Genomic DNA, 19,822 nt, shown 5'->3' with positions numbered 1-19,822 from the left:
GGGCCGGTCGGTGCGGGGCGCGCCGGAAGCGGGAACCCAGGGAGGGTGGCGGTGCTGGACAAGCCGCAATACGGGTGAATGTGGCAAAGTGACGGCATGGCTGACCGGGGAGCGAAACGGCCCACCGTGTCGGTGCCGGACGACTGGCCCGCCCACCCGGACCTGACCCTGGCCCTCAACGGGATGGGCGGCTTCGACTGGGACCTCGACAGCGGGCTGATGCACCTGGATCCGCCCGCACTGGAGGTTTTCGACCTCCGGCCGGCGGAGTACGACGACCGCCCGGCGAGCCTCGGCTCCCGCGTGCCGGGCCACGAGGTGGCCCGGCTCGACGCCCTGGTGGCCCGCGCGCTCAAGGACGGCAGCCACTCCTACGGCGCCTACTTCCGGATCCGGCTGCGCGACGGCGCACTGCGCTGGACGCACGCCCAGGGCAGCATCCGCCGCGACCCCACCGGCCGGCCCCGCCGCGTCATCGGCGTGGTCCGCGACGCCAGCGACGAGTACGCCCAGGCCGCCGAACGGATCGCGGTCACCGAGGAGCGCCGCCGGCACACCAGCGTCGTCGAGCGCACCACCGCCGCCCTCGCCCACGCCCGCACCGTCGGCGAGGTCATCGGCGTGCTCGCCGACGAGCAGGGGCTGAGCCGGCTGGGCGCCGAGAACGTCATCCTCGGCCTGGTCGAGGCCGGACGGATCCGGCTGGTCTCCGAGGGCAAGGCCGGCAGCTTCGTCCCGGACCTGGAGTACACCCGGATCGGCGACGAGTTCCCGATGAGCGAGGTGGTGCGCACCCTCGCCCCGCGATTCGTCCACAGCCGGGAACAGTTCCGCACCCACTACCCGCGGCTGTGGCCGGCCATCGAGCCGCTCAACGTCAGCTCCGCCGCGTATCTGCCGCTGATCGCGCAGGGCCGCCCGATCGGGGTGATCGGGCTGTTCTTCGAGCGCGAGAGCGACTTCCGCGACCAGGAGCGCAACGTACTGCTCGCGCTGGGCAGCAGCATCGCGCAGAGCCTGGCCCGGGCGATGCTCTACGACCAGGAGCACGAGATCGCCGCCGGCCTCCAGCAGGCCATGCTGCCGCGCCGGATCCCCGGCTTCCCCGAGGCGCAGATCGCCGTCCGCTACCGCTCCGCGCGGATGGGCCGGGACATCGGCGGCGACTGGTACGACGTGATCCCGCTGCCGGACGGCCGCCTCGCCGCGGTGATCGGCGACGTCCAGGGCCACGACACCCAGGCCGCCGCCCTCATGGGACAGCTGCGGATCGTGCTGCGCGCCTACGCGGCCGAGGGGCACGCGCCGGCCACCGTGATGGCCCGGGCCTCCGCGTTCCTCAACGAGCTCGACACCGACCGCTTCGCCACCTGCACCTACGTCGACGCCGACCTGACCACCGGCGCCGCCCGGTTCGTCCGGGCCGGCCACCTCGACCCGATGGTGCGGCACGCCGAGGGCATCTGCCGGCGGCTCCCGGTGGCCGGCGGCCTGCCGCTCGGCATCTCCTCCGAGTTCCGGCTGCTGGACTACCCCGTCACCACCGTCCACCTCGCCCCCGGCGACACCCTGGTGCTGTGCACGGACGGGCTGGTCGAGGAGCCCGGCGCCGATCTGGACGCCGGGCTGCGGCACTTGGCGCGGGAGGTCCGGGACGGCCCGCAGGACGTCCAGCAACTCGCCGACCGGCTCTGCGAGTCGGCGGACGACCGGCGGGGCGAGGACGACATGGCGCTGCTCCTGCTGCGCCGCCTCGGCGCGCCCGAGCACGACACGGCCGGCCGCTTCCGGCAGCACATCGCCCCCTCCGACCCCGCGGGACTCTCCGCCGCCCGCCACATGATCCGCGCCGCGGTCCGCGCGTGGGGCGCCCGCGAACGCGCCGACGAGATCGAACTGGTCGCCGACGAGCTGATCACCAACGCCCTGTTGCACACCGACGGCGAGGCCGTGGTCAACATCCGGATGCCGCACGGCGCCGAACGCCGACTGCGGCTGGAGGTCGAGGACGGGTCCAGCAGCCTGCCGCGCCGCCGGGAACCGGGCGAGGCCGGGGTCTCCGGCCGCGGTCTGCTGCTCGTCGATCGGCTGGCCGATGTCTGGGGAGTGGAACCGCGCGGCGGCGGAAAGTGCGTATGGTGCGAGTTCAACTGCCCCTGACCGGGAAGGCCCTGGCCGACCCCGGCACTCAGCGGGAACGAGCGCCGAGGGATCGGCACGGCCAAGTGAGGACTGCACTATGGGATCGCGGGCGGAACAACGCGACAGCGCCCGCCAGTTGGCGGCGCGCCTCGACGCGGAAGGCGTCGGCAACGTGGCGCTGACCTGGGTGGACAATGCGGGCATCACCCGCGTCAAGTCGGTTCCGGCGCCCCGACTGGCCGACGTCGTCACCCGCGGTGTCGGCATGTCACCCGTCTTCGACGTCTTCACCTCCGACGACGCCATCGCGGTGTCCGACCACCTCGGCGGCCCCGACGGCGACCTGCGGCTCTTCCCCGACCTGGACCGGCTCACCACACTCGCCGCGCAGCCCGGCTGGGCCTGGGCGCCCGTCGACCGCTACGACCAGCTGGGCCAGCCGCACCCCGCCTGTCAGCGGCTCTTCGCCCGCCGGATGGTCGACCGGGCGGCCGCCGCCGGCCTGGAGCTGCGGATGGGCTTCGAAACGGAATGGGTGGTCACCCGCACCCCGCAGGGCCCAACCGACGCCGCCGCGCTCGACTACCCCTGCCCCGGCCCCGCCTACGGCATGACCCGGGTCGTCGCGCTCTCCGACTACCTCCGCGACGTCACCGAGGCCCTCACCGTCCAGGGCGTCGAGGTGCTCCAGCTCCACCCCGAGTACGCGCCGGGCCAGTTCGAGGTCAGCACCGCCGCCGGCGACCCGCTGCGCGCCGCCGACGACGTCGTCCTGGTCCGCGAGACGATCCGCGCGGTCTCCGCCCGGCACGGTCTGCGCGCCGGATTCGCCCCGTCCGTGGTCGCCGGCGAGGTCGGCAACGGCTGCCACCTCCACCTCAGCCTGCACCGCGCGGGGACGAGCCTGCACCGGAGCGCCGGCGCCGACTGGGGCCTGGCGCCCGAGGCGGTCTCGTTCCTCGCCGGAGTCCTGGACGCGCTGCCCGCCCTGCTCGCCGTCGGCTGCCCCTCGCCCGCCAGTTACCTGCGCCTGCAGCCCTCCCACTGGGCCGGGGTCTACCAGTGCTGGGGCGTGGAGAACCGCGAGGCGGCGCTCCGCCTGGTCACCGGCGCCCCCGACGACCCCGACGGCGGCCACGCCGAGGTCAAGACCTTCGACGCCGCCGCCAACCCCTACCTCGTGGTCGGCGCGGTGATCGCCGCCGGGCTGCACGGCATCGACACCGCGGCCCACCTGCCCGCCCCGCAGGCCGGCGACCCGGGCCTCCTCGGCGTCCGCGAGCGGGCCCGGCGCGGCATCGTGCGGCTGCCCGCCACGCTCACCGAGGCCGCCGACCGGTTCGAGAAGGCGACGCCGCTGCGCGAGGCGCTGGGCGACGTGCTGCACGGCGCGGTCCTCGCGGTCCGACGGGCCGAGGAGGCGCACTTCGCGGAGCAGGAGCCGGAAGAGATCGCCGCGGCCACCCGCTGGCGCTGGTGAGGGCCACCCGCGCGGCGGGGCCCGGCGCCCCGGCCCCGCCGCAGTACGGGCCCGACGCCGCCGCGGTGCTGGACGGACTGCCGCCGCTGGTGGACCACCACTGCCACGGCGTGCTCCGCCACGAACCGGACCCCGCGACGTTCGCCGCGTTCCTCACCGAAGCGGACCGGCCGCCCGCGGCCGGCACCACCCACTTCGACACCCAGACCGGCTTCGCGGTCCGCCGCTGGTGCCCCCCGCTGCTCGACCTGCCCGCGCACTGCCCGCCCGAGCGCTACCTCGCCCGACGCCGCGAACTCGGCCCGGACGAGAACCGGCGGCGCCTGCTGTCCGCCACCGGGATCGGCGCCTACCTCGTCGACACCGGACTCCCCGGCGACCTGACCGGACCGGACGAGACGGCCGCCGCGGGCGGCGCCACCGGGCACGAGGTGGTGCGGTTGGAGGCGCTGGCCGAACGGACCGCGACCGACCACCGCGGGCCCGGCACGGCGGACGCCGCCGAGGCGTTCCTCGCCGCCCTGGCCCGCGCCGTGCGGACGGCCGCCGAGAGTGCTGTCGCCTTCAAGTCCGTGGCCGCCTACCGACACGGCCTCGCCCTGGACCCCGCGCCGCCCGGACCCGACGCGGTGCGCCCGGCCGCCCGCGCCTGGCTCGCCGCCGGCGCACCCCGGCTCACCGACCCGGTCCTGCTGCGCCACCTCGTCTGGCTCGCGGTCGCCACCGGCCGCCCGCTCCAACTCCACACCGGCTTCGGCGACCCCGACCTGCGGCTGGACCACGCCGATCCGGCGCTGCTCACCGACCTCGTACGGGCCACCGCGGACACCGGCACCGACCTGGTGCTGCTGCACTGCTATCCGTACCACCGGCAGGCCGCCTACCTGGCCGCGGTCTTCCCGCACGTCCACGCCGACGTCGGACTGACCCTCACCCACGTCGGGCCGCGGGCCACCGCGGTGCTCGCCGAGTTCCTGGAACTGGCCCCGTTCGGCAAGCTGCTGTTCTCCACCGACGCCTACGGCCTGCCGGAGCTGTACGCGGTGGGCAGCGCGCTGTTCCGGACCGCGCTGGGGGAGGTGTTGGGCGGCTGGGCGGCGTCCGGCGCCTGGTCGACGGCGGACGCCCGGCGGGTCGCGGCGATGATCGCCGCCGGGAACGCGCGCCGGGTGTACGGGCTGGCGGACGACGGCCCGACGGAGCCCGTCGGGTAAGGGGCGCTCGGCCCCTACGCCTATTCCCCAGCGGCCCGGCGACGTGGTTTACTGCCGCGTGCCACGTACAACGACCTCCGACGAGCCCGCCGATGACCAGGCCGGAAAGTCCGACGAGCCCCGGATACCGGCCCGCGGCCGGATATTCGCCGACCTGACCCCGCTGCGCACCTCGCCCGACTACCGCCGCCTGTGGTGCGGCAACACCGTCTCCTGGATGGGCCAGCAGATGACCGCGCTGGCGGTCTCCCTCCAGGTCTACGCCCTCACCCGCTCCACCTTCGCCGTCGGCCTGGTGGGCCTGTGCTCGCTGGTCCCGCTGGTCGTCTTCGGGCTCTACGGCGGCGCCATCGCCGACACCGTCGACCGCCGCAAGCTGGGCCTGTTCAGCGCCGCCGGCGCCACCACGATGTCCGTGGTGCTGGCCACCGCGGCACTGCTCGGCTACCACCGGGTCTGGTTGCTCTACACCGTCGTCGCCCTCCAGGCCGTCTGCTTCGCGATGAACTCCCCGGCCCGTTCGTCGATGATCCCCCGCCTGCTGCCCACCGAGCAGCTGCCGGCCGCCAACGCCCTGCAGTCCCTCACCTCCAACCTCGGCCTGATGGGCGGACCGATGCTCGGCGGCGTGATCGTCGGCATGTGGGGCTACCAGGCGGCCTACCTCATCGACGTGGTGGCCTTCACCGCCTCGCTCTACGCGATGTGGCGGCTGCCCGCCATGCGGCCCGAACAGCGCGACGGCCCGACCCGCCGCGCCTCCGTCCTGGACGGCCTGCGGTTCCTCGCCACCCGCCCCAACCTGCGGATGACGTTCTTCTCCGACCTCGCCGCGATGGTGCTGGCCCAGCCGCGGGCCCTGTTCCCCGCGGTCGCCGCGCTCTGGTTCGGCGGCGACGCCAAGACCGTCGGCCTGCTGGTCGCCGCGCCCGCGGTCGGCGCCGTCCTGGGCGGCCTGTTCTCCGGCTGGCTCGGCGGCATCCGGCGGCACGGCCTGGCCATCCTCATCGCGGTGGCGGCCTGGGGCGCCGCCGTCGCCGCCTTCGGCCTCTCCCGGCACCTGTGGCTCGGCCTGTTCTTCCTGGCCGTCGCCGGCTGCGCGGACACCGTCTCCATGGTCTTCCGCAGCACCATGCTCCAGGCCGCCACCCCGGACGAGATGCGCGGCCGCCTCCAGGGCGTCTTCATCGTCGTGGTCGCCGGCGGGCCCCGGCTCGGCGACTTCCTGGCCGGCTCCGCGGCCGACCTGACCTCGCCCGCCACCGCGGTGATCGGCGGCGGCCTGGCCTGCGTCCTGGTCGTCACCGCACTCGGGCTGGGCCGCCGCGCCTTCGCCCGGTACGACGCCCGGAACCCGCAGCCGTGACCTCCGGGGCCGGGCCGGCCCGTCACGGGGCCCGGCCCGGCGTCGCGATCCGCAGTGCGGGCCGGCCATAGACGGGCGAGACTCGGGTACGGGGGCCTGTAAGCCACCCGTCGTCCCACCCCGGAGGCCCGTCGTGCAGCGGCAATCGCCCGTCCGCCGTCACCGCACACCCGACTGCGACCGGCAGCCCCCACCGATCCCGCCGGACCCCGGAGGCCCGCCGCCCGGTCCGGTCCCGGAGCCCCCGCCCGGCCCCGTGCCGCCCGAGCCGCTGCCCGGGCCGCCCCAACCGCCGGCGCCGCCGGACCCGATCCCCCCGGACCCCTCGCCGGTGCCGCGCCCGCCCGGACCCGATCCGGTCCCGGAGCCGTCCCCGGCCCCCGGACCGCTCTCCCAGGCGTCACCCGGACACTCCTAGCGCCCGGCCCCGGCGTTCCCGCCCAGCCACCGCAGCACACCGCAAGGAGGTGTCGAACATGGCCATCGCCACGGTCAACCCGGCCACCGGCGAGACCCTCAAGACCTTCGACGCGCTCAACGCGGGCGAGATCGAAGACCGCCTGGTCCGCGCCGACCAGGCGTTCCAGGACCACCGCCGCACGTCCTTCGCCCACCGCGCCGAACTCCTGCACCGCGCCGCCGACCTGCTCGAAGCCGACCAGGACGGCATCGCCCGCACCGTCACCACCGAAATGGGCAAACCGCTGGCCCAGGCCCGCGCCGAGGCCGCCAAGTGCGTCAAGGCGATGCGCTGGTACGCCGACCGCGCCGAGGCGCTCCTCGCCGACGAGCAGCCCGATCCCGCCGACGTCCGGGACTCCGGCGCGGCCCGCGCGGTGGTGCGCTACCGCCCGATCGGCACCGTCCTCGCGGTGATGCCCTGGAACTTCCCGCTCTGGCAGGTCGTCCGGTTCGCCGCACCCGCCCTGATGGCCGGCAACACCGGTCTGCTCAAGCACGCCTCCAACGTCCCGCAGACCGCGCTCTACTTGGAGGAGCTGTTCCGCCGTGCCGGCTACCCCGACGGCTGCTTCCAGACCCTGCTGATCGGCTCCGCCGCGGTCGAGGAGGTCCTGCGCGACCCCCGGGTCGCCGCCGCCACCCTGACCGGCAGCGAACCCGCCGGCCGCGCGGTCGCCGCCGTCGCCGGTGACGAGATCAAGAAGACCGTCCTGGAACTCGGTGGCAGCGACCCCTACGTCGTCCTGCCGTCGGCCGACCTCGACAAGGCCGCCCGGATCGCGGTCACCGCCCGCGTCCAGAACAACGGCCAGTCCTGCATCGCCGCCAAACGCTTCATCGTCCACGCCGACGTGCACGACGCCTTCGCCGAACGGTTCACCGCCCGGATGGCCGCGCTGACCGTCGGCGACCCGATGGACGAGGCCACCGACGTCGGCCCGCTCGCCAGCGAACAGGGCCGCTCCGACCTGGAGGAACTGGTCGACGACGCGGTCCACCAGGGCGCCCGGGCGCAGTGCGGCGGCCGCCGCCCGCCCGACCGGCACGCCGGCTGGTTCTACGAGCCGACCGTGCTCACCGGCATCACCCCGAGCATGCGGATCCACCAGGAGGAGGCGTTCGGCCCGGTCGCCACGCTCTACCGCGTCGCCGACCTGGACGAGGCGATCGTGCTCGCCAACGACACGCCGTTCGGCCTGAGTTCCAACGCCTGGACCCGGGACGCCGCCGAACAGGACCGCCTGGCCCGGGACCTCCAGGCCGGCGGGGTGTACTTCAACGGCATGACCGCCTCCCACCCCGGCCTGCCCTTCGGCGGCGCCAAGCGCTCCGGCTACGGCCGGGAGCTCTCCGGCCACGGCATGCGCGAGTTCTGCAACATGACGACGGTGTGGTTCGGACCGGAGGAGTGAGCCCGCGGGCCCCGACCCGGCCGGTCCGTCCGGCGGGTCAGGGCGCCGCCCACAGGGTCACGGACAGGCGGAAGGTCGGGTTGTCCGCGCTGGCGCCGCTGCTGCCGTCCTCCGCGTCCACTTTGGTGAAGGTCACCTTCGCCACCTGGTTCCGTCCGGTCACCACGCACCACACCGTCCCGACCGGGATCTTCCCGGCGTTGGTGTACGTGCCCAGCGGGCTCCTCTCGGCGGCCGTGCGGCAGGCCGCGGCGGTGTCGGTTCCGGCGTCGGCGACGCCCGCCCGGATCGGGCTGCCGAAGCTGCTGTTGACCGTGATGACCGCCTGGGCGCCGTTCAGGCCGTTCTGGCAGCCGACGTAGGTGAGTTCGGTGCCGTTGGACGAGTCCATCAGGCCGGCGGTGACCGTGGGCGTGTCGAGGTCCAGTGCCTGGAAGACGCTGCCCAGGCAACTGGCCGCGCGCCAGACCAACGTCCGGTCGCGGAAGACGACCTTGGCCGGCGCCGTGCGGTCGCCGGCCTCCGGGGAGGGCGTGCGGGCGGACGGCGGGGGCGCGCCGCCGGGAGTGCCCCCGGCCGCCCCGCCGGAAGCGGTTCGGCCGCCGGCCGTGGGCCCGTCAGCGGCCCGCCCGCCGCTTGTGTCGTCACCCGAGAACACCCCCCGGACCAGCGGCGACGTCAGCAGCAGGGCCACCACCCCGCCGACCGCCGCCGCCACCAGCAGCGGGCGGTGGCGGCGGGCGGAGCGCGGCGGCGGGACCGGCCCGCCGAGGTCGAACGGCGGTGGGCCGCCGGGCGGCGGGGTGCGCGGCGGGGGCGGCACCGGGCCCGCGGTGCGGGCGGCACCCGCCGTACCCGGTATCCCCGACGGCCCCCGCAGCAGCACCAGGGACCCCGCCGCCCCCGCCGACCGGCGCTGCGGTCGCGGCAGCCCCCGGGCGTGCAGCGCCCGGTCGACCTCCGCGTGCACCTCGTCGAGGGTGAGCGGGACGGGGGCGGCCAGCGCGTCCAGCAGCGCGCCGGTGAAGGCGGTGCAGGTCTCCCCGGCGGGCGCGTGGGCCGGCGCGGTCCGCGTGGTGGACGTCAGGGTGTAGGTGCCGGCCAGATCGAGTTGGCCGACGGCCAGGCCGGCCGGCTCGGCCATCGCGGAGACCGCCCGGCCCGAGAAGCAGCAGTCCACGACCAGCACCCGGGCCCGCGCCCGGGCCTCGCCGACGTGCCGCTTCACCAACTCGATCGGGACGGCGGTGAAGCCCACCTGGTCGAGGTCGGTGTGCACCAGCCCCAGGTGCAGCAGCCCGGTGTCGTCGAGGATCCCGTGCCCCGCGTAGTAGACCAGGAGCAGTTCCTCGGCCTCCCGCACGGCCCAGGCCAGCGCCGCACCGACGGCGGACTGGTCGGTGGGGTCGGCCACCACCCGACAGTGCTCCGGGGCCAGCAGCCCCTGCACCGGGTGGGTCAGGGCCGCCCACAGCGCCCGGAGGTTGCCCGGGACCGACGGGATGCCCGGCAGGTCGGGACTGGTGAAGCGACCGGTCCCGATCAGTACGGCGCGACTGCCGGGCCCGTACGGGAACCACCGGCCGGCGGCTCTCCCACTCATCGATGCCCTCCCCCTGCATGACGAACGGTTCCCGTCATCCTGGCACGATCACCCCGGGCGCGGACCCGGTTCGGCGGGACGGACGTGCACCGTGCGCCGCGGGGCATCTCCCGTGGACAGTAGGGGAGTTCAGGTTCCGCTTCCGGGCGGGGCGTCCGGCACCACGAACTCGCACCACAGGGCCTTGCCGGACCCCCGCGGCTCGGCGCCCCACCGGTCCGCCAACGCCTCCACCAGGAGCAGCCCCCGCCCGGAGGTCGCCGTCTCGCCGGGCCGCCGGCGCCGCGGCCACTGGCTGGACCGGTCCTCGACCTCCAGCCGGATCCGGCGCGGCGCACCCGGCAGCAGCTCCACCGCGACCAGCGCGCCGCTCTCGGTGTGGGTGAGCGCGTTGGCGATGAGTTCCGAGGCGGCCACCTCCACGTCGTGGGTGACGGCGCCCGCCCGCCACTGGTCGAGCGTGCGGCGCAGCGCCGAGCGGACCTCCGCGGTGCCCGCCGGGTCGGCCTGGTGGACGTGCAGGCGCAGCCGGGGCGTGGCGGCCTCCCCGGGGATCGCGCTCCGGTGCAGCAGCAGGAGCGCCATGTCGTCGTCCGAGCCGGGCTCGGCCCACAGGTGGTTGGAGAGCCGGTCGGCGAGCGCGTCCAGTGCGGCGGGCCCTGAGCGGACCGCCGCGGAGAGCGCGTCGATCCCGGCCGAGATGTCCTGGCCGGGCTGCTCGACCAGGCCGTCGGTGCACAGCAGCAGCGTCGACCCGGGCTCCAGGAACAGCTGGGTCTCCGGGAAGTGGTCCTGCCCGAAGGCGGTGGCCAGCCCCAACGGCAGCCCGCCGCGGACCTCCGGCCAGTCGATGTGCCGGGAACTGTTGCAGATCAGCGGGCCCAGATGGCCGGCCCGGGCCAGGTGCAGCGCCCCGGACTCCAGGTCTGCCTGGATGTAGGTGCAGGTCGCGAACCGCTCGGTCTCCAGCTCCGCCAGGAAGCGGGAGGCCCGCACCAGCACCGTCTCCGGCGGGTGGCCCTCGCTGGCGTAGGCGCGCAGCGCGATCCGCAGTTGCCCCATGACCGCGGCGGCGTGTGTGTCGTGCCCCTGGACGTCGCCGACCACCAGGCCGGTGCGGCCCTGCGGCAGTGCGATCACGTCGTACCAGTCGCCGCCGACGTCCCGGCCGACGCTCGCCGGGTGGTAGCGGACGGTGACCTCGCCGCCGGCGATCGGCGGCAGCCGGCGCGGCAGCATCGCCGCCTGGAGACCGGTCGCGAACTCCCGCTCCTGGTCGAAGAGGGTGGCCCGCTGCAGGGACTGCGCCACCACGCCGGCCAGCGCCAACGCCAGGTTCCGGGCCTCCGCCGACTGCACCGCCGGCTCGTGGTTGAACAGCCCCAGCGCCCCGAGGACGGTGTCCTGCGCGATCAGCGGCAGGAAGGCGGCGCTGCCGGTCGGCAGCACGTCCACGTACGGGCGCAGCCGCGGGTAGCGGGCGATCAGCTCACCGCGGGTGCTCAGGAAGCTGGGCCGCCGGGAGCGCACCGCCTCGGACAGCGGCAGGGTGTCGTCCAGCCACGAGTTCATCATGTCGGTGGGCACCTCGCCGTCCAGCCCGGCGGTGGCGATCACCTCGAACCGGTCGTTCGTGACCAGGCCGAGGACCAGCGCGTCCGCGCCGAACCGGCGGGCGCCGCCGGCGCCGGTCAGCACCCGCGTCACGTCCTTCACCGACAGGGCGCGGGCCAACGCCGCGGTGGTCTGCTGCACCATCACGGTCTGCCGCTGCCGCTCCTGCTGGAGCGAGCGCAGCAGCGCGGAGTCGGCGAGTTCGCTGGTCGCCTCCCGGACGATGCCGATGATCCGGTACGCCACGCCCCGGGCGTCGTGCAGGATCCGGCCCTGGGAGTGCGTCCAGCGCCGCGTCCCGTCCCGGCACTGGATCCGGAAGTACGCGCCGTAGGAGGAGGTGCCGTCCTGGAGGGCCTGCGAGACCGCCGCGTCCAGGCGCAGGCCCTCCTCCGGCGGCACCCGGGAGATCAGGGACATCGGCGCGCCGTCGTACTCGCCGGGGCGCAGGTCGAAGACCTCCATGGCTCCGGGGTCCAGGTCCATGAACCCGCTGTCCAGGTCCCAGTCGAAGGTGCCCATGCGGTTCAGCGACAGCCGCTCGCGCAGGCCGATCGGCTCGTGGTGGGACACCCCGGGTGCCTCCTCCTCGACGCGGGGCGTGGCCCGGTCGGCACGGGGGTCGTAGCCCTCCGCGGAGGGGTCGGGGGGCCGCTCGGCCATGCGAACACCTTAGGCGGGGCCCACGGGCCCCGCATTCTCGGCGGCCGTGACCCGCGGTGTGGGGTGTTGCCGCACGTCACGGCCGGGGTGCGGGCGACGGCCCGGGCGGCCGGTCGGGCCGCCTGCCGCGCCGGGGGCGGATGCTAGGCGGTCGCCGCGGTCCGTGCCGCCGCGGCGACCGGCCGGGTGCTGTGCGTCCGGTGCGCCAGTGTGGCCCGCCGGGTCGGCACGTCGACGGTGTAGGCGTCGACGGTCAGCCGGGCGGCGGACGCCTTGAGGACCATGAAGCCGTGCGCGGCGAAGTCCTGCCAGGCGGCCGGGTGGTCGAAGTGCGCCTTGCCGTCGCCGGTCTTCGCCGACGCCCCGCACACCACCTGCCGGGTGCCGCCGGTCCGGGCCGTCGGCTGAAGCACCTGGAGCGTGTGGTCGTGGCCGGACAGGATCAGGTCGGTCCGCCCGCAGACCACCTGCTCGTAGAGGTCCTTGAGGTGGACGCCGCTGGTGTAGTTGCCGACGGTGAACCCGTCGTAGGCGCCGGCGCTGCCGTGCTTGCCGTTGTTGAGGTACGGGTGGTGGCTGAGGACGACCTTCCAGCGGGCCCGGGACGCCCGCAGCGCGCCGTCCAACCAGGCCCGCTGTTCGCGCATGTACGGCCCGTCCCAGTGGTAGTACGGGTCGAGCTGCACGACGTACGACGACCAGGGGATGGTGTCGAGGACGAAGAACTCCACCAGCGGGCGGGCGGCCGGCAGCGGCACGCTGTAGTAGCGGGCGGGCATGTACCAGCGCCGCGACCGGTTGGCGTACAGCACCTCCCGGTCACCGCGGGACGGGTCGCCGCCGCTGCCCGGTATCAGCCCTGAGCAGTCGTGGTTGCCCAGCACCATCAGCCACGGCACGTCGATGCCGGCGTTGGGCTTTTCGAACTTGTCCTGGAACTCCGCGTCGTGGTCCGACTCCGGGCCGTTCTCGTAGAGGTTGTCGCCCAGGCCGACCGCCAGTCCGACGCCCTCGGTCCGGCAGACGTCCCGGGCGGCGGCCGCCACCGCGTACTGGGCGTCGTCGCCGGTGCCCGCGTCCCCGGTGATCAGGACGGCGAACTCGCCCTTTCCGTTGGGGTGTTCGGGGAACGGGAAGGAGTCGACCGGACCGCCGGAGCGGGGCGCGGCGGCGGCCGTCCCGGCGCCGGTGGGCAGCACCGCCAGCGCCGCGCCGGCCATCGCCGTGCCCAGCAGCGCCCGGCGCCCCAGGTATCCGGGGACCCGGCCGGTGGTCCGCGGCGGCGGTCCGCCGGCGGGTGCCTGAGGGCCGGTGCGCAGCCACTCCTGCTCCGTCAAGTCCGCCCGGGGCGGGATCAGTTCGTCATCGCACATGGCTGGTTTTCTCTCACGGCGGGCCGGGCCGGTGGTGACGGAACGATGAAGCGCGCGTGGACGTATGGCGATCAGTGGGCGTCGTCCGCCGCCCCGTGCCGACCGGCGCCCGCCGCGAACCGCGCCGCACCGGCCAGGCCCTGGGCCAACACGGCCTGCCCGTGGCGGAGTTCGGCGGCCATCGCGCTCTCCTCGTCGCGGCCCTCCTGGTCCAGCAGCGACGCCCGGTCGCTGCGCAGGCATGCCTGCGGGAGCCGCGCCAGCTCCGCGGCCAGCCGCTCCGCCGCGGTGCGGGCGGTGCCGGTGGGCACCACCCGGTTGACCAGCCCGATGTCGAGGGCCTCCGCGGCCGGGACCGGGCGACCGGTCAGCACCAGGTCCCTGGCCCGGCCGACGCCGATCAGCCGGGGCAGCCGGACCGTGCCGCCGTCGATCAGCGGGACGCCCCACCGCCGGCAGAACACGCCGAAGACCGCGTCCTCCTCGGCCACCCGCAGGTCGCACCAGAGGGCCAGCTCCAGCCCGCCGGCCACCGCGTGCCCGGCGACCGCCGCGATCACCGGTTTGCCGAGCCGCATCCGGGTCGGGCCCATCGGCCCGTCGCCGTCCGGCGCGACGCGGTTGCCGTGCGCGGTGCCGACCGACTTGAGGTCGGCACCGGCGCAGAACGTGCCGCCCGCGCCCCACAGCACCGCCACCCGCGCCTCCTCGTCGGCGTCGAACGCGCGGAAGGCATCGGCGAGTCGGCGTGCCGTCGGGCCGTCCACGGCGTTGCGGGCGGCGGGCCGGGACAGCACCACCGTGGTCACCGGCCCGGCCCGCTCGACCCGCACCGCGCCGTCGTCCTCCTGCGGCATCAGCCGGCGTCCCGGCCGGTCCGGGCGCCCCCGAGGATCCCGTCGAGGTCGGCGTCGGGCGGCAGGGTGCCGAAGGCGTGGCCCCACTCGCCGTCCAGCCGGGAGGCGCAGAACGCGTCGGCCACCGCCGGGGTGCCGTGCCGCACCAGCAGCGACCCCTGGAGGACCAGCGCCAGCCGTTCGGCCAGCGAACGGGCCATCAGCTGCGCCCGCTCCGGGTCGCCGAGCGCGGCGAGCATCTTGCGCAGGCCGGCCACCGCCGCGTCCAGCCGGCGGTCGGCACCGGACGCGGCCTCGACCTCGGTGAAGTAGGCGTCCAGCGCGGCCGGTTCGCGGGTCAGGGCGCGCAGCACGTCGAGGGCGGCGACGTTGCCCGAGCCCTCCCAGATCGACAGCAGCGGCGCCTCCCGGTACAGCCGGGGCATCCCCGAGTCCTCGACGTAACCGTTGCCGCCCAGGCATTCCAGGGCCTCCGCCGCGTGCGTACTGCCCCGTTTGCACACCCAGTACTTCCCGGCCGCCAGCGCCAGCCGGCGCAGCGCCGACTCCCCGGCGTCGCCGGCCTGCGACCGGTCCACCGCGGCCGCCAACCGCATCCCCAGCACGGTCGCCGCCTCCGACTCGACCGCCAGGTCGGCCAGGACCGACCGCATCAGCGGCTGCCGGTCCAACTCCCGCCCGAACGCCCGCCGGTGGGCGGTGTGGTGCAGTGCCTGTCGCAGCCCCGCCCGCATCCCGGCCGCCGAGCCCAGCACGCAGTCCAGCCGGGTCACGTTCACCATCTCGACGATGGTCCGCACCCCGCGGCCCGGCTCGCCGACCGGCCAGGCGACGGCGTCCTCGTACTCGATCTCGGACGAGGCGTTGGAGCGGTTGCCGAGCTTGTCCTTGAGCCGCATCAGCCGCATGCCGTTGCGGGTGCCGTCCGGCAGCACCCGCGGCACCAGGAAGCAGCTCAGCCCCTCGTCGGTCTGCGCCAGGGCCAGGAACACGTCGCTCATCGGGGCCGAGGTGAACCACTTGTGGCCGGTGAGGCGGTAGCCGCCGTCCCCGGCCGGCACCGCCCGGGTGGTGTTCGCCCGGACGTCGGAGCCGCCCTGCTTCTCCGTCATCGACATGCCGGCGATCAGACCGTGCTTGGTGAGCGGGGCGCGCAGGCCGAAGTCGTAGGTGCGGGCGGCGAGCAACGGCTCGTACTGCGCGGCGAGTTCGGGCGCCGCGCGCAGGGCGGGCACCGCGGCGTAGGTCATCGAGACGGGGCAGCCGTGGCCCGGCTCGGCCTGCGACCAGACGTAGAACTTGGCGGCGCGCACCAGGTGCGCCCCCGGCCGGGCGTCGGTCCACGGCGCGGCGTGCAGACCATGCTCCACGGCGGTGGCCATCAGCTGGTGCCAGGCGGGGTGGAACTCCACCTCGTCCACCCGGTGGCCGTACCGGTCGTGGGTGTGCAGCCGGGGCGGCTGCTCCTCCGCCCAGCGGGCCTGGTCCTGCACCGCGGCGGAACCGGCCAGCGCGCCCAGTTCGAGCACCTCGGGCTCGCCCCACGCGCCGCCGTCCCGCCGCAGCGCCGCCAGAAGCGCCGGATCGTCCGCGGCGCTGAAACCCGTCAGCGGCGGGGCCTGGTTGGTTACTTCATGAGTGGCGGTCATGGTTCGACGTTACAGATTCCCTACGACCGACGGAAGACCGTAAGACCGGGCGCGGCGCCGGACCACCACCGCCCCAGTCACCTCCCGCCCCAGCCGCCTCGCGCGTACGACTTAGACTTCCCGGACCCATGAACGACGCCCCGCTCGCCCTCCGCCCGTTGACCGCGCGCTCCGTCGTGCTGAGCACCCTCCTCGGCCACCACCCGCCCCGACTGCCGGTGCGTGCGCTGGTGCGGGTCGGCGAGCTCTTCGGCATCGCCGAGGGCACCGTCCGGGTTGCGCTCTCCCGGATGGTCGCCGCCGGTGACCTGCGACAACAGGACGGCGGCTACGCACTGACCGCGCGCCTGCTCGCCCGCCAGGCCCGACAGGACGAGAGCCGGACGCCGCGGACCCGGCCGTGGCACGGTGCGTGGGAGATCGCCGTGGTCACCGCGGACGGCAGCCGCCCGCCCGCCGAACGCACCGCGCTGCGCCAGGCGATGGCCGGGCTCCGGCTCGGCGAACTGCGCGAGGGCAGCTGGCTGCGCCCCGCCAACCTCGACCGGCCCCGACCGGCGGTGACCACCGCGCAGTGCACCTGGTTCACCGGTGCCCCCGACGGCGACCCGGCCGCGCTGGCCCGGGGCCTGTGGGACCTGGCCGGCTGGGCGGCGCACGCCCGGGACCTGCTGGCCGCGCTGGACCGCGCCGCGACGCCCGCCGAGCGCTTCACCGTCGCGGCGGCCGTCCTGCGCCACCTCCTCACCGACCCGCTACTACCGGAACCCCTGCTGCCGGACACCTGGCCGGGGGCCGGGCTCCGCTCCCGCTACGACGCCTTCGAGGCCGAATTCCGGGGCCACCTCACGCACTTCCTCGCCCCCACCGACGGGTAGTGCGCTTGCCCCGCGCACGTGCCACCCCACGGGCGCGGCGCTCCCCGCCCCCCGCGGACGGCGGGTCGGCGGGGCGGAGGGGCGCACGGGCGGCGCGGTGACGCGCGCGGATGCGGAGCGCACCGGCACGGCCGGGGGCGCACGGGGCGGGCCACCCCGGGCCGGGCCGGTGCGCCGGGCCGGCCCGGTCCGCGCGCCCGGCCGCTGCGGGCCGCACGACCTGCCGCCTTCCGGTGAAACCCGGGCCGGAGCACCGTCCCGCCGGCCGTGCGCGGTGTGTGCGGCCCCCGCCGCGCGCATGCCCCGAGGCCGGCGGACGCACTGGGCGTGACCCCGCGGAGTCGAACGCGGGGGCGATCGCCGTCCGACCGGGCCCCCGGGGCACGCGGGGTGCGCCCCTACCCGTCGGGTCCCCGCGCCATGCGGAGGATTTCGTCCCCCTTCCGGCGGCGAGGGGGCAGACCGGCCGCCGAAAGCGCTACCGCGCGCTCTGCCGGTGGCGACGCGGCCCGTGGTTGTCTCTTCCTCGTCGAATTCGACCGGCCCGGAGAAAACCAACCGACGATCCAGATTCCCAAAACTCGCCGAAAACGCTGACATCTCTGCGCGCCCACCGAAATACCGGAACCTCCGGCATTCGAAAGTGAGCGACACACCAGTACGCACAGCAACAAGCGACGGGAGCACGCACATGGAAACTCAGCAGGTACCGGAAACGCACGAATCGCCGGAACCGCAGGACTGCCGGGCGGCGGAAGCGCGCCAGCCGGCGGACCGGGCCGTCCGCGGCGAGGCACTGCGCGGCCGGGGGGCCCGGGGCGTCACCGCGGCCGCCGTCCTGCTGGCCGCCGGCGCGCTGGGCGCGGTGTCCGAAGAGCCGGCCGAAGCCGTCAGCAGTGGCACCTGGGACCGCCTGGCCCAGTGCGAAAGCGGCGGCAACTGGCGGATCGACACCGGCAACGGCTTCTCCGGAGGGCTCCAGTTCGGCCACTCGACCTGGCGGTCCTACGGCGGCGGGAGCTACGCGCAGCGCGCCTCCCGGGCCTCTCGCACCCAGCAGATCCAGGTCGCCGAACGCGTACTCGCCCGCCAGGGCTGGGGCGCCTGGCCCGCCTGCTCGGCCTCGCTGGGGCTGCGCGGCGTTCCCCGCGGCGGCGGTGCGCACACCCTGCCGGCTCCCAAGGCGGCCGGGCCCAAGCGCACCCACGGCCGGTACCCCACCCACCAGGAAAAGCCCTACAAGAAGGAGCGGCATCGTCCTTCCGGGGGCACCGTGGTGGTCAATGCGGGGGACACTCTGAGCGGCATCGCCGACGTTCACGGAAAACCCTGGCGGGAAATCTACCGGCAGAACCGGCAGGTCATCGGTGGCGATCCGAACCTCATCTACCCGGGCACCCGACTTCAGGTTCACGCGACCGGTACGAGGTGATCTGAGACGGCTGACGAGCCGTCTCGGTAATTTCTCGAACGGGTAAGCACGACGGGCTCGAAGAGTGAAATCAGAGGGGCATCACGGATCGTCCAGCGGTCCTGTGAACGGAATGTCCTGGGGGATTTCGGGGGGAATGCTGGGGGAATTTCGGGAGTCGATGTCCGAGCGGGAGGCAGGCCGTCCGTGGCGCCGCGGACGGCCTGTCCACCTGCGGATCTAGGGGCGCCGGACCCGCCGCCGGATTTCGTAGGCGGCCAGGACGACACCCAGCGTGAGCAGGCTCAGCCAGAACTGCGCCCGGCTGTCCGGCAGCACCGCCATCGCCCCGATCACCAGCGCCATCAGCGCCACGGTCAACCGGCTGAGCCACGGGAAACCCCACATCCGCAGGGTCAGCCGCGCCGGATCGTCACGTTCCAGTGCGCGCCGCATCCGCAGCTGCGCCACCGCGATCGCCAGATAGACGAACAGGGCAATGGCGCCATAGGAGTTGATGAGGAACGTGAAGACGACATCGGGCGAGATCCACGCCGCGATCACCGACAGATATCCGACCGAGGTGCCGGCCAGCAGCGCCCGCCGCGGCACCCCGCTCGCACTGAGCTTCGTGAAGCCGCGCGGCGCATCGCCGTTCCGGGTGAGCGCGAAGAGCATCCGGGACGAGGTGTAGAGCGCGGAATTCAAGCAGGAGAGCACCGCGACCAACACGATCGCGTTCATCACCGTGCCGGCCGCCGGCACCGCCAACCGGTCCAGCACCGCCGCGTACGGGCTGACCTCGATCGCCTTCGACGTCCACGGCACCACCGCGACCACCAGGAAGATCGACAGCACGTAGAACGCCACCACCCGCAGCACGATCGACCGGATCGCGTCGGCCACCGCCCGCTCCGGTTCGACGGACTCGGCGGCGGCGATGGTGACGATCTCGGCACCGGTGAAGAACCCCACGCAGGGCACCACGGCGGCCAGTACCGCGCCGACGCCCGCCGGGGCGAAGCCGCCGTGCGCGGTGAGCAGCGCCAGCCCGCCGGTCGAGTCGGGCCACAGTCCGCACACGTAGAGCGCGCCGAGGAAGAGGAACACCACGATCGCCACGACCTTGATCGAGGAGAACCAGTACTCGAACTCGCCGTAGGAGCGCGCCGACACCATGTTCGTCGCCGTCAGCAGTGCCATCAGCACCAGGCTGACCGCCCACAGCGGGGCGCCGGGCAGCCACAGCCGGATGATCCGGCCGCCGGCCACCGCCTCCACCGCGACCACGATCACGAAGAAGTACCAGTACAGCCAGCCCACGGCGAACCCGGCCCGGTGGCCGAGGGTCTCCCGGACGTGCGCGTAGAAGGAGCCCAGCGCCGGGCGGGCCACCGTCATCTCGGCGAGCATCCGCATGATCAGCACGGTCAGGCCGCCGGCCGCCAGAAAGGACACCACCGCGGCCGGCCCCGTGGACCGGACCACCACCCCGCTGCCGACGAACAACCCGGCCCCGATGACCCCGCCCAGCGCGATCAGCTGCATGTGCCGGCGCTTGAGCCCCTGCCGGAGCCCGGCGCCGGCGGCGTCCGCGCCCGGGGCGGTCGGCTCCGGAGGGCGTGCTGGGGCGTCGGAGGCGGTGCCGGCGCCGGATGCGGTGGATCCCGTACTCATGGGGCGCGACGCTAACGCGCC

13 protein-coding genes are annotated in these 19,822 nt (G+C 74.9%); 7 read left to right on the top strand and 6 right to left on the bottom strand.

All coding sequences use genetic code 11. From position 1 onward, the window contains the following. Positions 1–96: 96 nt before the first annotated feature. The 5 genes from ACLJT4_RS10530 to ACLJT4_RS10510 all read left to right on the top strand — a co-directional run bounded on the left by ACLJT4_RS10530 (position 97) and on the right by ACLJT4_RS10510 (position 8,076). Entirely contained in the window at positions 97–2,160 is a 2,064-nt protein-coding gene (locus ACLJT4_RS10530; RefSeq protein ID WP_411122030.1) for a SpoIIE family protein phosphatase, read from the top strand. Positions 2,161–2,239: 79 nt separating this feature from the next. Next, positions 2,240–3,622, top strand: coding sequence for a glutamine synthetase family protein (locus tag ACLJT4_RS10525; RefSeq protein ID WP_411122029.1), 1,383 nt, complete (start codon positions 2,240–2,242; stop codon positions 3,620–3,622). A 68-nt stretch (positions 3,623–3,690) separates the two neighbouring features. Beyond that, positions 3,691–4,836 carry an amidohydrolase family protein gene (locus tag ACLJT4_RS10520; protein ID WP_411122353.1) on the top strand — a complete coding sequence of 382 codons (1,146 nt, stop codon included), beginning with the start codon at positions 3,691–3,693 and terminating at the stop codon, positions 4,834–4,836. A gap of 58 nt (positions 4,837–4,894) precedes the next feature. Next, positions 4,895–6,202: an MFS transporter gene (locus tag ACLJT4_RS10515; protein ID WP_411122028.1), complete on the top strand. Its 1,308-nt coding sequence runs from the start codon at positions 4,895–4,897 to the stop codon at positions 6,200–6,202. 476 nt (positions 6,203–6,678) lie between these two features. Beyond that, a complete protein-coding gene (locus ACLJT4_RS10510; protein WP_411122027.1) occupies positions 6,679–8,076 on the top strand; it encodes an NADP-dependent succinic semialdehyde dehydrogenase in 1,398 nt (465 codons plus the stop codon). A gap of 37 nt (positions 8,077–8,113) precedes the next feature. Here ACLJT4_RS10510 and ACLJT4_RS10505 read toward each other — a convergent pair whose 3' ends face one another. From ACLJT4_RS10505 to ACLJT4_RS10485, 5 genes are all read right to left on the bottom strand, one after another. Then, entirely contained in the window at positions 8,114–9,679 is a 1,566-nt protein-coding gene (locus ACLJT4_RS10505) for a caspase, EACC1-associated type (RefSeq protein ID WP_411122026.1), read from the bottom strand. Between the two features lie 129 nt (positions 9,680–9,808). Then, entirely contained in the window at positions 9,809–11,956 is a 2,148-nt protein-coding gene (locus ACLJT4_RS10500; RefSeq protein ID WP_411122025.1) for a SpoIIE family protein phosphatase, read from the bottom strand. 143 nt (positions 11,957–12,099) lie between these two features. After that, entirely contained in the window at positions 12,100–13,329 is a 1,230-nt protein-coding gene (locus ACLJT4_RS10495; protein WP_411122024.1) for a metallophosphoesterase, read from the bottom strand. Positions 13,330–13,400: 71 nt separating this feature from the next. Continuing rightward, positions 13,401–14,186 carry a crotonase/enoyl-CoA hydratase family protein gene (locus tag ACLJT4_RS10490; RefSeq protein WP_411122023.1) on the bottom strand — a complete coding sequence of 262 codons (786 nt, stop codon included), beginning with the start codon at positions 14,184–14,186 and terminating at the stop codon, positions 13,401–13,403. After that, positions 14,186–15,835 (bottom strand): acyl-CoA dehydrogenase family protein, encoded by a 1,650-nt coding sequence (locus ACLJT4_RS10485; RefSeq protein ID WP_411122022.1) that lies wholly within the window; start codon positions 15,833–15,835, stop codon positions 14,186–14,188. The genes ACLJT4_RS10490 and ACLJT4_RS10485 overlap by 1 nt, the downstream gene beginning before the upstream one ends. A gap of 128 nt (positions 15,836–15,963) precedes the next feature. Here ACLJT4_RS10485 and ACLJT4_RS10480 point away from each other — a divergent pair, with 128 nt between their 5' ends. After that, positions 15,964–16,713, top strand: a complete 750-nt coding sequence (locus ACLJT4_RS10480) for a PaaX family transcriptional regulator C-terminal domain-containing protein (protein ID WP_411122021.1) — start codon at positions 15,964–15,966, stop codon at positions 16,711–16,713. Positions 16,714–17,404: 691 nt separating this feature from the next. Next, entirely contained in the window at positions 17,405–18,145 is a 741-nt protein-coding gene (locus tag ACLJT4_RS10475) for a transglycosylase family protein (protein ID WP_411122020.1), read from the top strand. 219 nt (positions 18,146–18,364) lie between these two features. Here ACLJT4_RS10475 and ACLJT4_RS10470 read toward each other — a convergent pair whose 3' ends face one another. After that, entirely contained in the window at positions 18,365–19,801 is a 1,437-nt protein-coding gene (locus ACLJT4_RS10470; protein WP_411122019.1) for an amino acid permease, read from the bottom strand. Between the last annotated feature and the right edge of the window lie 21 nt (positions 19,802–19,822).

Source organism: Streptomyces sp. x-19 (assembly GCF_046549115.1).
Classification (GTDB): domain Bacteria; phylum Actinomycetota; class Actinomycetes; order Streptomycetales; family Streptomycetaceae; genus Streptomyces; species Streptomyces albulus_C.
This window is presented reverse-complemented; position numbering and strand designations above follow the sequence as displayed.

Coding starts and splice junctions, on each gene's coding strand:
- ACLJT4_RS10475 (WP_411122020.1), top strand. CDS start 17,405: ATGGAAACTCAGCAGGTACCGGAAACGCACGAATCGCCGGAACCGCAG.
- ACLJT4_RS10480 (WP_411122021.1), top strand. CDS start 15,964: ATGAACGACGCCCCGCTCGCCCTCCGCCCGTTGACCGCGCGCTCCGTC.
- ACLJT4_RS10485 (WP_411122022.1), bottom strand. CDS start 15,835: ATGACCGCCACTCATGAAGTAACCAACCAGGCCCCGCCGCTGACGGGT.
- ACLJT4_RS10530 (WP_411122030.1), top strand. CDS start 97: ATGGCTGACCGGGGAGCGAAACGGCCCACCGTGTCGGTGCCGGACGAC.
- ACLJT4_RS10510 (WP_411122027.1), top strand. CDS start 6,679: ATGGCCATCGCCACGGTCAACCCGGCCACCGGCGAGACCCTCAAGACC.
- ACLJT4_RS10495 (WP_411122024.1), bottom strand. CDS start 13,329: ATGTGCGATGACGAACTGATCCCGCCCCGGGCGGACTTGACGGAGCAG.
- ACLJT4_RS10505 (WP_411122026.1), bottom strand. CDS start 9,679: ATGAGTGGGAGAGCCGCCGGCCGGTGGTTCCCGTACGGGCCCGGCAGT.
- ACLJT4_RS10470 (WP_411122019.1), bottom strand. CDS start 19,801: ATGAGTACGGGATCCACCGCATCCGGCGCCGGCACCGCCTCCGACGCC.
- ACLJT4_RS10525 (WP_411122029.1), top strand. CDS start 2,240: ATGGGATCGCGGGCGGAACAACGCGACAGCGCCCGCCAGTTGGCGGCG.
- ACLJT4_RS10490 (WP_411122023.1), bottom strand. CDS start 14,186: ATGCCGCAGGAGGACGACGGCGCGGTGCGGGTCGAGCGGGCCGGGCCG.
- ACLJT4_RS10500 (WP_411122025.1), bottom strand. CDS start 11,956: ATGGCCGAGCGGCCCCCCGACCCCTCCGCGGAGGGCTACGACCCCCGT.